General features: G+C 46.5%; 12 protein-coding genes and 1 pseudogene. 7 read left to right on the top strand and 6 right to left on the bottom strand.

Annotated features, from left to right (window positions below; translation table 11 throughout):
* Positions 1-53: 53 nt before the first annotated feature.
* Complete coding sequence (merR, locus tag DEU30_RS04740; RefSeq protein WP_054490603.1) at positions 54-497, top strand: Hg(II)-responsive transcriptional regulator; 444 nt, start codon at positions 54-56, stop codon at positions 495-497.
* A 48-nt stretch (positions 498-545) separates the two neighbouring features.
* Here the strand turns inward: merR and DEU30_RS04735 are convergent, their stop codons facing one another.
* The 5 genes from DEU30_RS04735 to DEU30_RS04715 form a co-directional block, all read right to left on the bottom strand.
* Positions 546-881 (bottom strand): YnfA family protein, encoded by a 336-nt coding sequence (locus tag DEU30_RS04735; RefSeq protein ID WP_006956209.1) that lies wholly within the window; start codon positions 879-881, stop codon positions 546-548.
* A 2-nt stretch (positions 882-883) separates the two neighbouring features.
* On the bottom strand, positions 884-1771 hold the full coding sequence (locus DEU30_RS04730; protein WP_114981134.1) for a cation diffusion facilitator family transporter: 888 nt from the start codon (positions 1769-1771) through the stop codon (positions 884-886).
* 62 nt (positions 1772-1833) lie between these two features.
* Positions 1834-5031, bottom strand: a complete 3198-nt coding sequence (locus tag DEU30_RS04725; RefSeq protein WP_011234877.1) for a CusA/CzcA family heavy metal efflux RND transporter — start codon at positions 5029-5031, stop codon at positions 1834-1836.
* An 11-nt stretch (positions 5032-5042) separates the two neighbouring features.
* The gene (locus tag DEU30_RS04720; RefSeq protein WP_114981136.1) at positions 5043-6188 is read right to left on the bottom strand and encodes an efflux RND transporter periplasmic adaptor subunit; all 1146 of its coding nucleotides are present in this window, start codon (positions 6186-6188) and stop codon (positions 5043-5045) included.
* A 3-nt stretch (positions 6189-6191) separates the two neighbouring features.
* Positions 6192-7442 (bottom strand): TolC family protein, encoded by a 1251-nt coding sequence (locus tag DEU30_RS04715; RefSeq protein WP_011234875.1) that lies wholly within the window; start codon positions 7440-7442, stop codon positions 6192-6194.
* Between the two features lie 211 nt (positions 7443-7653).
* Between DEU30_RS04715 and DEU30_RS04710 the strand changes: the two genes are divergently transcribed.
* Complete coding sequence (locus DEU30_RS04710) at positions 7654-7839, top strand: hypothetical protein (protein ID WP_016341360.1); 186 nt, start codon at positions 7654-7656, stop codon at positions 7837-7839.
* A gap of 186 nt (positions 7840-8025) precedes the next feature.
* Here DEU30_RS04710 and cadR read toward each other — a convergent pair whose 3' ends face one another.
* Positions 8026-8445 (bottom strand): Cd(II)/Pb(II)-responsive transcriptional regulator, encoded by a 420-nt coding sequence (gene cadR, locus DEU30_RS04705; RefSeq protein ID WP_011234874.1) that lies wholly within the window; start codon positions 8443-8445, stop codon positions 8026-8028.
* Positions 8446-8539: 94 nt separating this feature from the next.
* On the opposite strand from cadR, the pseudogene DEU30_RS04700 reads away from it, so the two are divergent.
* The 5 genes and pseudogenes from DEU30_RS04700 to DEU30_RS04680 all read left to right on the top strand — a co-directional run bounded on the left by DEU30_RS04700 (position 8540) and on the right by DEU30_RS04680 (position 12514).
* Positions 8540-9417, top strand: a pseudogene (locus tag DEU30_RS04700) (cation transporter).
* Positions 9418-9921 carry a signal peptidase II gene (gene lspA, locus DEU30_RS04695; RefSeq protein ID WP_011234872.1) on the top strand — a complete coding sequence of 168 codons (504 nt, stop codon included), beginning with the start codon at positions 9418-9420 and terminating at the stop codon, positions 9919-9921.
* A 75-nt stretch (positions 9922-9996) separates the two neighbouring features.
* A complete protein-coding gene (locus DEU30_RS04690) occupies positions 9997-10320 on the top strand; it encodes a hypothetical protein (protein ID WP_006955685.1) in 324 nt (107 codons plus the stop codon).
* Between the two features lie 47 nt (positions 10321-10367).
* Complete coding sequence (locus tag DEU30_RS04685; protein ID WP_011234871.1) at positions 10368-11615, top strand: TolC family protein; 1248 nt, start codon at positions 10368-10370, stop codon at positions 11613-11615.
* Positions 11612-12514, top strand: coding sequence for an efflux RND transporter periplasmic adaptor subunit (locus tag DEU30_RS04680; protein WP_011234870.1), 903 nt, complete (start codon positions 11612-11614; stop codon positions 12512-12514). Before DEU30_RS04685 ends, DEU30_RS04680 begins: the two co-directional genes overlap by 4 nt.
* Positions 12515-12522: the final 8 nt, after the last annotated feature.

The raw sequence follows: 12522 nt of genomic DNA, 5'->3' as shown, positions 1-12522 counted from the left end.
TTTGCTTTAATGTGTTAATCTTAGGCCCGTACCTCACTACGGAAGCAATAGCTATGTTAAAAAAACGCAACGTAATGACAATTGGCACGCTGGCCAAAACAGCCGGCGTGGGCGTGGAAACGGTGCGCTATTATCAGCGCCGAGGGCTAATGAGCGAGCCGGAGAAGCCGTATGGGGGAATTCGACATTACGACGAACAAGCGCTTGCTCGGCTTCATTTTATTCGCGCGTCTCAATGGCTTGGATTTAGTCTGGATGAAATTGGTGAGCTATTAACTCTGCAAGATGGCGCTCATTGCGATGAAGCACGGGAGCTTGGAGAGCAAAAGCTCATCAGTGTTCGTCGAAAGATATCGCACTTACAGCAAATTGAACAAGCGCTGAATGAGTTGGTGCAAAAATGCAGCGCCGGACACGGAGATGTCTATTGTCCACTGATGGCGTCGCTTAATGATGGGTTTGAGGACGCTACGACGGACAAACATAAGGTGCGCTAGTCTGTGTAAAACTTTTGAGTGGAGTTCTTTAACTGAATTGCTTTATAGCTAACGCCAGCCATACACAAGAATCCCCATACCGGTTAGCACAAACGTCGTGCCAATCAGGTCGAAATTGGATAGTGGCGATTTATCGACAATTCGCAGCCAGACTATGGCAGTTAACACGTAAATACCACCATAAGCTGCGTAGACCCGCCCGCTTTCCGCTGGATGAAGTGTTAATAAGTAAGCAAATAAAGCTAAGCTTATTGCTGCCGGAATGAGCAACCAAACGGAATGGCCCTCTTTGAGCCATAGGTAGGGTAAATAGCAACCGACAATTTCGGCAATTGCGGTTGCAATAAATAACCCGAGCGTTTTCAATAAAAATAATGCACTCATTATCAGTTGTCCCTACACGCTTCATCAGGATCTTCTAGTTCTACCGTTGTATGGCTTAAAGCATAGGGCGCAAGGACGTCATCGATGCGCTGTTTTAAATTGCTACGGGCCTCGATATCAAGATTTTCAGTTAACACCAAATGAACGGTTAATACATGCTCCTCGCCATCTAGTGACCAAAAATGCAGATGGTGTAGGTCAGCAACATGAGGTAGCTCCAGTAAAGTGTCAGCGACTTGTCTGTAGGTTTCTTTGTCCGGAGTTGCTTGTATGAAGAGTTTCAGCGTTGCCCACAGGTTGCGCAGCACATTCACTAAAATAAATAGAGTAAAACCAATCGACAGTAGCGGATCGAGAATTGGCCAATCCACAAACAGCAAAACAATACCAACGATAAGTACAGCGACCCAGCCGAGAACATCCTCCAGCAAGTGCCAGTTAATAACGCGTTCGTTTAACGTTTTGCCCTCTGACAATTTGTAAGCAGCAAATCCATTAACTGTAATGCCAACGACGGCTAAAGCAATCATGCCATCAGCGACGGGCATCAGAGGGTTCCAGAGTCTGGGAATTGCTTCCACAAGTACCCAGGCAGAGCCTGCGATTAACACAACGGCATTAATAAATGCACCGGCAAGATTCAGTCTCTTATAACCGTAGGTAAAGTGTTGGTTAGCCTGTTTTTTGCCAAGTTTATTTAGTATCCACGCGAGACCTAACGACAGGCTATCGCCAAGATCATGAACGGCATCAGCTAAAATGGCGGTACTGTTGGTAAGAAAACCACCAATGAACTCAATAATGGTAAAAACAAAGTTAAGCAGAAATGCCCAACCTAATCGGTTGGACGGCATGTCCTTTGAGTGATCATGGTTATGGTGATGTCCCATAATACGTTCCTCTTTTAATAAAAGGGGGCGACAATAACCGCCCCCTTAAATGCTATTGAACCCTAACGGCTTAAATCCTTAATTTTTTGTTTCGAAAACCAAGGATAGAGCACGGGTAAGATAACCAATGTCAGCAGAGTAGCTGATACCAAACCACCAACAATGACGGTAGCCAGTGGGCGTTGAATTTCAGCCCCTGCACCGGTTGCAAACAGCATGGGAATGAGTCCTAACGCTGAGGTTATTGCAGTCATCAATACTGGGCGTAGTCGCGACCACGCGCCATCAAACACGGCATCATTAACCGCATGCCCATCGGTTATTCTCTGGTTAATACTCTCGACCAGAACCACACCGTTTAGTACCGCCACACCAAACAGTGTGATGAAACCCACGGCGCTGGGCACCGATAAGTACTGTCCTGACACATAGAGTGCCACAATACCGCCGATGACTGCCAATGGTACATTCACCAAAATCAACATGGCTTGACCCATGGTGCCGAAAGCAAAATAAAGCAGCAGGGCGATGAGTGCCAGCGATATGGGAACGACAATGGACAAGCGCTCCTGTGCTCGTTGTTGACTTTCGAACTGGCCACCAATGTCGACTGAGTAACCGGTTGGTAAATCCACCTTCTCGTCAATCGCCTTCCTAATATCGGCAACCACGCTACCCATGTCACGACCCTGAACGTTCGATTGAATCACAACGCGACGCTGTACGTCATCACGACGGATTTGCGGTGGTCCTGATTCAATTGCGACGTGGGCGACTTCGCCTAAGGTTACCCAGGCCCCTGAGGGAGTTAACAGGCGTAACGAACGAATAGACTCCGGCGTATCGCGGAATTGCTTGGCCAGCCGCACGTAAATATCATAGCGCTCATTACCGCGAATGATCTGGCCTGCCGAAGCGCCACCCAAGCCATTGTCGACAACGCTCAGTACATCGGTGACATTTAAGCCGTAGCGTGAGAGTTGCTGGCGTTTCGGCGAAACCACGAGTTGTGCTTCACCTTTTATTTGCTCCATCGCTACAGCAACCGCCCCGTCAACTTGCTTGACGGCACCTTCTATTTCCTGGCCTTTACGGGCCAACACGTCAAGCTCGGGTCCAAATAGTTTGATGGCTAGCTGCGATTTTACACCTGAGAGCAGTTCATCAACCCGTGTTGCAATAGGTTGTGAAAAATTAAACAACAAGCCTGGGTGAGCATCTAGTTTTGCCTCCATTTTTTCTTGTAAGGCGTAGCGATCGGATGCCGTTGTCCATTCGGATTGCGGCTTAAGGCCCACATATATCTCGATGTTGCTGATAGGCTCTGGATCACCGCCCACTTCAGCTCGTCCAATGCGGCTGAGTGCGTAGGTGGTTTCCGGGAACGACATCAGGATTTTTTCAAGCTTCGGAGCCACCTCTAAGGCCGTTTCAAGGTTAGAGGAGGGGGCTAATGTCACGCGAATATTAATCGTGCCTTCTTCCAATTCGGGCGCAAATTCTGTGCCGAGACGAGGCACTAACACCAAAGCGCCGACAAACAGCACACCGGCCAGGGTAATAACAGCCTTTTTACTGCGTAACGCCACCGATAATAGTCTTTTATAACCATTATCTAGTGGTTTAAGCAGTTTATTTTCACGAGGCTTAATACCCCGACTGAAAAAGTAACTGGCTAATGCCGGTACAACCATGATGGCCACAAAAACCGCGGAGATAATGGCCAACATAATACTGATAGCCATGGGCTCAAATAATTTAGCTTCAACACCCTGAAAACTAAACAGTGGCATAAAGACCACCAAGATAATCATGGCGGCAAAGAATACCGGTCGTGCCACTTCGTTCGCCGCTTCCTTAACTCGCAGCTTGATACCATGGCTATCGAGTTTGGCTGCCTGAGGATCTGGGTCGCGGTGCTCTGTGCGTTGCTCGGCGTCGTCTTGGTGTTCACTATCCGGACGACTTAAGTGCTTAAAGATGTTTTCAACCATCACCACGGAGCCGTCGACCAGCATACCAATGGCAACAGCAATCCCGCCCAGCGACATCAGGTTAGCTGACATGCCCATCGCGGACATTACCATCAGGGCAATGGCGATAGAAACGGGAATGGACAGTAACACTAAAAAAGTAGCGCGTATGTTGAGCAAAAACAGTGCTAATACTGCGATAATAAAGACAAAGGCAATGAGCAGTGAATACGCGACCGTAGATACGGCTTTTTGTATTAAATCGGCCTGATCATAATACGGCTCAAAGGTGACACCCTCGGGTAATGCTTGCTGAATAAGCGGAATGCGCTTTTTAATACCGTCGATAGTGGCTTTGGTATTCGAGCCCATGCGTTTGAGCACAATACCCGATACCACTTCGCCCAGCTGGTTGACCTCGCCGTCGACTTTACGCGACATTGAGACCGCCCCCTGGCGAATTTCACTACCGATTTCGACGTCGGCAACCTGGCCCAGTGTTACGGAAACGCCGTCAACGGTTTTGAGCGGTATTTGTCGTATTTGTTGCAGGCCTTTTTTACCGCTATCCAACCAACCGGTGCCGCGAATAACCAACTGCTCCTGACCGCGGGGCATATACCAACCACCAACGTTACCGTTATTCTTGTTGACCGCGCCCATTACGTCTTGCTGGGTAAGGTCGTAAGACAACAGCTTAGCGGGATTGAGGTTAACCTGATATTGCTTAACTTCGCCGCCAAAGGACAAGACTTCGGTAATTCCCTCAACGGGCATTAGTAGCAGTTTAACCACATAGTCGTTTAGACTGCGTAACTCCATACTGCTGACACCGGAGCCCGGTTCGGCAAGTAGCAGATACTGATAAACCTGGCCTAGGCCGGAGGAGTTAGGACCCATTTCGGGTGTACCTACGCCTTCGGGTATCAACTCCTTTGCCGCCTGCAGTCGTTCAAACACCAGTTGCCGGGCAAAGTAGATATCGACACTCTCGTCAAACACCACTGTAATGCCCGATAAACCTGTTTTTGAGATTGACCGAACCTCTTTGACGTCGGGCAGAGCATACATCACCGACTCTATCGGATAGGTAATCAGCTGCTCGACTTCGGTCGCTGCTAACCCGGGGGCCTCCGTATTTACCGTTACCTGAACGTTGGTAACATCGGGGAAGGCATCCAGATTAAGTTTGGGAATAACAAAAAATGACGCAATGCTGATGCTGAATAAAGCCAATACCAATAACAGGCGATTAGCGACAGCAAACTGAATAATGCGCTGAAACATACAACCTCCTGTTAGTGGTTATGTGGGTCAAAACCGCCTTTAGCGATTTGAGAGCGAATGAAAAACGCGCCGTTATCGACGTACTCTGTGCCTTCCTTAACGCCTCGAATGACTTTCCACGGACCTTTTTCATCAACCAATTCGACTTTCTTCGGTTCAAACTTTCCGGGTTCGTGCTCAATGAATATCTGCCAGTCACCATCAGATGCCCGCATTAAGGCTGAGTCCTTAACTGCAAGCACCGGTCCATCCGACTTGACTGAGAAATAAACATCCGCAAATAAACCAGGGTGTAATTGGTCCTTTTCGTTATTTACCGCAAGTCGTACCGTTCGGGTGCGGGTTTTATGGTCTATTGTGTGGCCTTCCTGAATGACTTTTGCCGCAAAGCGCTGATTGTCGACACTCACTGTAACAGGATCACCAAACTGCACATTAAGGTCAGCTGAGCCCGGTAGCCGAGCATTCACCCACAAGGTTTCTTCTTGCAGAACTTCAACCAAGTGGTTACCGGCATTGACTGGCTGACCCTGCTTGAAGTTATCGCTAACCACAATCCCGCCAATTTCTGAGGTCAGTTGGTATTCGCCGATAGGGTAGTCAGGTTTACTTAAACGCTTAATATCACTGGCTGACATACCAAATGCTTTGAGTTGCGCTTGCGCTGAGGTAAAGGCGTTTTTCGCTTCAACAAAGCGTTTTTCACCAACCGTTGACTCACCGAGTGACTGCACGCGTTGCCATTCGTTAAGTGTGACCAAATACTGACTTTGCGCCTCCGCCATGGTGGCGCTGAAGAGGGTGGCTAGTGGTTCACCTTTTTCGACGTGGTCGCCAATACTGACAAAACGTTTGAGAACGGTCGAATCGATGCGCGGACTCACGATATAGCTATTAAAGTCGTTAGCAACCACCTCGCCCGGAGCATAAACCGGGTATTCAATAACTTGAGTTTGCAAGGTTCGCGTGGTGATATCCGCCATGGACAGCTGCTTGCTGGATAGCTCCACGCCTGCACTTTCCTTATGTTCACCTTGCTCGTGTTTGCCTTTTTCCTTGTGGGTATCTTCTTTTTCGTCGTGTCCGTGTTCATCCTGCGCCATAACCGAAAAGCTCAGCGCAAGTGCTATTGCTGCGTATAAAGGTTTTACTGACATCGTTTACTCTCCAATCTCTGCGTTTGTTGGCTGGCTTAACGGCGATAACGTCAGCGCTTTACTGAGTTCGCCCGAACGGTACAACCATTCAATGGCGGCCAACCGATATTGTGTTTGCAGCGCTATCCCTGCAAATTGGCTATCGAGCTGCTGTTGCACAGCGGTGAGGTAGTCTGTGGTGGATAGGTCACCGGCGAGCCAGGACTGCTCAATCACCTGCATCGACTCATCCTGCCGAGATTGAAAGTCTTTTTGCCAGCTTTGCCACTGTTTTTTCACAAAACGATAATTGTTAAGAGATGATTTCAGTGCTGCTTGCCATTGTTGCCTTAGTGCAATCAAACGTTTTTCTTCAGCAACAGCTTCGCTATTGGCTGCGCGTACCGCATCGCTGTAGTTATTGCGAATCTGTAGTGGAATGCTGAATGATAAGCCAACTACTGTTTCGTTATCGCTCTCGCCCGCTTCGACGCCTATGGTTGGGTTGGCGGTGGTTAACGAGCGTTTCCAGTCGACATCGGCGCGCTTTAATTGCCATTGCAGGTAAGCGGCTTTTAACGCTGGATGTTGTTGCCAACGAGTCGTTAACGCAGGTTCAACGTTAAATAGCTCCTCATTAATGGAGAGTTGACCGACATCAGACGTTGTTAGCAGAGCGTTTAACTCTGCTTCAGCGGATTGCAGTTGTTGATAAGCCGCTGCCGTTTGTTGCAGTTGCCGACTTAGTGCGAGTACCGTCAGTTGTTCGTCGACGGCACCTAAGTCACCGGCTTTACGTCGTTCGGCAACCAAGCTTATCGCCTGTTTAACGATTTTCTCTTGTTGCTCGGCCAGTGCGTAACGCTGTTTTGCATCCAGCCATTGCACATAGGCATTCAACAGAGTTTTAGCATGCGATGTCGCCGACTGGCGATAAATACTCACTGCCATAGCCGTCATGGCGTCACTCTGACTGGCTCTTGCTTCATTGCGAGTGCTCCAGTCCAGCGTTTGGCTTAGGCCAACAGTGTAATTATTGATGTCACCCTCACGCTCTAAGCGTGACGATAAGCTAGGGTTGTACAAAGGCTGATTTAATTGTTTGCCCTGTTGGATCAGCGCTTCAGCCTGCTGTTGAGCGGCTTCAACACTGGGGTGTTGCTGCACAGTTTTTTGCCATTGATCGGGCAACTGTTGTGCATTGGCGTAGCTTGAACTTATTGCCAGACTAACGGCAATAAACAAGCGTTTGCTATGTGTCGAAAACGGACCCATAGATAGACTCCTCAGTCATATTACTGCGTAAAATAATGATTTTCTTGCGCTGCTAAAGCAGCTTATTAGGCAGTTATGAGGAGATAGGAGGCCGGAACAGCGGCGATGATAGAAGGTTAGTGTAAAACTCAGTATACCCAAGACGTATTGTGCCCATTCGTGGTAACGCGAGAGTTTTTTCAGCCTTCATGGCATATAAATGAAATGAACCATGGCAGTGACAGCAATGATGGCAGTCAAAGCTGATTTCGCCACTTTTAGGGAGATTGCGCTTATCGATGTGGGATTCGTCATGCTCAAAATTGAGGTGTTGCTCAGAAGAGGACTGGTGAGATTGATGCACATCAGCAACCGCCTGACTGATTTGAGTCAGAACAGCAACAAGCACCAGTATTAAAAATCCGAGTCTAAGCATCATTACCTACGGTTCTAAATAAGCAGCTTAACGGTACATTAATTAAAAATAGTTCTCAACTAGTGCATTCTGAATCGCCACTAGTTCACTAGACACTCAGTAGCCTAACGAAGCTCCGCTGGACAACCTTAAAAAATTGTGTAAGTACGTTGTGTAACCTCCGGAAATTTAGACGTCTCGGTTACAACTAACAGATTCTATTTCATCAATTTTATTAAGAACTGTACACGCAATAACTTTGCTTTGGCCAGTACAACTTGTTCTAATTGAAGTGAGTTGCTTCTCAAGATCTTGCAAAGAAGTAATTTGAGAGCGTATGTGCATTATGTGTTCATCAATCAGGGTATTAACGGCTGAGCAAGGTTGATGTGGATTGTCTTGATAATCTTGTAATCTGCGGGTTTCAGATAATGAAAGGCCTATAGCTCTGCAGCTACATACAAACTTAAGTCTTTTGTAATGTTTTTCAGTGTATACTCGATATCCGTTATAACTACGAGCTGGTAAAGGTAACAAACCCTTTTTTTCATAGAACCTTATTGTCTGGGTTTGAATTCCTAATAAGTCTGCTAGTTGACCAATACGCATAAGAAAATTTCCTATCTAGTTAAGTAATTTCTTGACCTTATAGTAACTTTATAGTTTTTAATTGTGAAACTATATATTTAAGGTAAGTAATACGATGGCTAGTTCCTTTGATACGGTTCGAACAAATGGCGACTCAAAAAATGCCTACGAAGAGTCAGGTAAACGGCTCATCGTTTACTCTGTAGCAAAAATGGATTGCCCATCAGAAGAACGAATGATTCGCTTGGCCTGAATGGGTTTGAGGAAATTCATTCATTATCCTTCGACTTGTCAAACCGTCGGCTGAAGGTATTACATGATGGTGAGACAGCCTTTATTACTTCTAAATTAGAGACTCTAGGTTTGGGTGCCTCGCTTGAAAGAGACACTGCTGCGGACTCCGAGGCAATCAAAGCTGAGGAGTTTTCGGCAAGTTCGGATAAGCAGGAGTCCCGCACCTTGTGTTGGTTGCTCACCATCAATACTCTTCTGTTCTTGGTGGAAATGACTGCCGGACTGCTTTGGCAGTCTGCTGGTTTGATTGGGGAATCTTTAGATAATTTTGCCGATGCGGCAGTTTACGGGCTTTCTCTTTATGCCGTAGCGCGTAGTGTTAATATGCAAATACGTGCTGCGCACCTAGCTGGCGTACTACAACTGGTTTTGGCTCTGGGTGTACTTGCAGAAGTTGTGAGACGCTTCGTATTCGGGAGTGAACCTGAGTCACTTGCGATGATGGGGATTGCATTTGTCGCGTTGATTGGCAATACCATCTGTCTTCTACTTATCTCCAAACATAGAGGAGGTGGTGCGCATATGAAAGCAAGTTGGATTTTTTCAGCTAATGATGTAGTGATTAACCTTGGCGTAATCATCGCTGGCATCCTCGTTGCGTTGACCGGGTCGAATTACCCAGATCTTATTATAGGTAGCATAGCAGGTTTAATCGTGCTTAACGGGTCAAGACGCATTTTTGCACTGAAGGGGAACTGAATGTCCTGCGTTGATAAAGGATTTTCGCCCTATATTTCTCTGTTAATTTCTGGTTTAACTGTAGTCTTTGACCAAGTGATCAAGTGGCAGACGCAGCAATCAATAGCTTACGGTGATTCGATTTCATTGACCCCTTTTTTCAATTGGGTACACACTTGGAACACTGGTGCGGCATTTGGCCTGCTTTCAAATGGTGGAGGTTGGCAGCGCTATTTTTTTATTGGGGTTGCTCTGCTAATGTCTGTGGCTTTAACGAGGTTGATCTTTAATAAAGTAAGTAAACGGGATGGCATTAGTTACGGGCTGATTCTTGGGGGGGCGGTTGGGAACCTCATTGACCGACTGTTTCGTGGCTATGTTGTCGACTCCCTTCATCTAGGTTGGCAAACGTGGCAATTGCCAGTTTTTAATATTGCCGATATTGCAATTACCCTAGGAGTTATCCTATTACTGTTAAGCAACTTGCAGGTCTCAATGATACCGAATCTACCGGGTTCTAAGTAAATAGTAAGTATAATAATTAATATGGCCGAGCTTATTTTGGATGGATTAGGAATTTATATTGAGTAGGGTAATTGAATGAAAATATCTTGGTTTTTAATACTGACTGTGCTCATTCATAGCTCTTTTGCCTGTGCTCCTGTGGCTGGTACTTTCAGTCAGTCTTCAATAAAGAGTGCAGGAGTTGCGTATGACTTAGTCTTAGAAATTGAGCGTGAAAATCAAGACTTAAATAAATCAATATATGATAGTAAACAACAAACACAACCTCATATTAGTTGCATTACTGGTTATAACCTCTTAATTTCAGCCGTGCCTGTTATTTTGGCACCCAACTCAAACTCGGTAGGTTTTGACCAAAGCCTGACTCACCAACCCCCTGTACCTCCACCAAACGCGTAACCGTTAACTTAGACTTTTTAAAACCTATAAGTTAATGGAGAAGCAACATGAAGTATTTATACTTCGTGGCAGCCTTTTGCTTAGGTGCGCTAGTGCCTGTGGCGACGGCTGCGACGACAGATTTAAAGCTGAAAGAAGCGTTACAAAAAACGATCAAGAATAACCCTGAGTTACTGGAGTATGATTATAAAATACGAGCTGCAGGAGCACTGATAGAGCAGGCTGAGTTTTCAGCGAACCCAAGGGTATCTGCGGAAATAGAAAACTTTGCCGGCTCAGGACGGCTAGAAGGTATCAGTAACTCACAATTGACCGTATCCTTTTCTCAGCTCATAGAGTTAGGGGACAAACGGCAGTTACGAGTTAAAGCTGCAACCGAAAAAGAGAAAGCTCAGCGAGCAGAGTTTGAGTATCGTCAAATTGAGGTTTTGGCAGAAACCACACAGCGTTTCTATGACATTTTAAAACTTCAGCAAGTCGCGCATACCAGCGAGCGTCAAATTCAGCGAACTGAGCGACTGATAAAAGTGGCACAGGAGCGTGTAGAAGCTGGCGCGGTGCCTAAATCCGAGGTTATTCGCATTAAATTACAGTTAGAGCGCCAATACGCTTTCTCTGACGAGTTGAACGGTAAACTGAAAAAGCAACAAGCTGAACTGGCTTCAATGTGGGCAGGCGAGCTCAATTTTACGCGCGTCTCTGGAGACTTTACTTTTCCGCTAAGCCTCCCGGAAAAAGCCAACGTGTTATCGGCTGTTAATCGGGCGCCGGAGTATTTGCGTTTACTGGACTCTGAGCAACTTCTACAAGCGCAAGCCAGAGCGTTAGCAGCGGACTCAAAGTCGGATATTACCGTTGGTGTCGGGGCTCGCTACAATAATGAGTTCGATGATGTAGGTTTAATCGTCCAGGCATCGATGCCATTGCAGTTCACTGACCCTAACGTCGGTCGCATAAAACAAAGCCGATTACTGCATCAGTCTATCCTGGCGCAGCAAAAACAGGTTCGGCAGCAACTAAAATCACTGGCTTTATCGCTAGTGCACAGTTTGCAAACTCACCAAAGTTATCTGCAAAAGATAAACCAGCGACTGATGCCGCTATCTGAACAGTTACTCGCACAAACTCAACAGGGTTACGCACGCGGAACGCACTCTTTGTTGCAAGTGTTAGACGCGCAAACAGAGTTAGCAAAACTCGAGTATGAAAAAATCTCCCGTCAACATGCGATTTACAGCGACATCATCGAATTAGAGCGCATGACCGGACAGCCGTTTTTAGGAGTACAACAATGAAACTCAACACATTGATTACAATTATCTGCATTGCCAGTTTTTCACTGCCCGTATTGGCTTATGAGAAAAAACACGAAGAGCATGAAGCACCCCATACCAATTTAAGTGATGCAGCAATAGAAAACGCGAAATTAACGTTGGCAACAGCGAGCGCTCAAAGCATTCGAGTAAAGCAAACAATTTTCGGTGTAATAGCCCCCAATAATAACAATATTGTGCATATCGGAGCGAAGTACAAAGGTATTGTTACGTCACTAAAGGCCAATATCGGCGATGACATAAAAGCCGGGCAAACTCTGGCTGTTGTTGAGAATGTTACGACAGGCACGGCATTTGAAGTCATCAGCCCAATTAGCGGAGAGGTAACTGCACGTTTTACCAATGTTGGTGAAGTGGTTGAGCAAAAGCCATTATTTGAAGTCCTGGATCCATCATCGGTCTGGGTAGAGCTTTCAGCGTTCCCGGAGAACATTGAGTCGTTAGAAGAAGAGCAAACGACCTATGTGTACGACTTGCATCATCATAAAACCGTCGAAGGAACTGTGTCTTATATCTCGCCACAAATGACTGGCGGACATATTGCACGCGCACTTATCGAGTTGCCCAATCAGTCGGGGCATTGGCGACCGGGAATGCACGTAAAAGCGGATGTCGTTACAGACAGCTTTAACGCGAGCTTGGCGATAAACAATGATGCTGTTCAACGTTTAGAAGATAACCCCGTTGTTTTTATTAAAGAGGGTAATCGTTTCGAAGCCAGGGAAGTTGAGTTAGGCCGAACTGACGGTGAATACACCGAGGTGTTATCGGGTATTGAGAATGGCGAAAGTTATGTCGTTGAAAACAGCTACTTGATAAAGGCTGACATTCTAAAACAAGGCGCAGGCCAAAGCCATTAGGGAGAGTA

The organism is Idiomarina sp. 017G (assembly GCF_004362265.1).
In the GTDB taxonomy this organism is placed as follows: domain Bacteria; phylum Pseudomonadota; class Gammaproteobacteria; order Enterobacterales; family Alteromonadaceae; genus Idiomarina; species Idiomarina loihiensis.
Note: the sequence above shows the minus strand (reverse complement) of the source record. Positions and strands in the feature narration are given on the sequence as shown.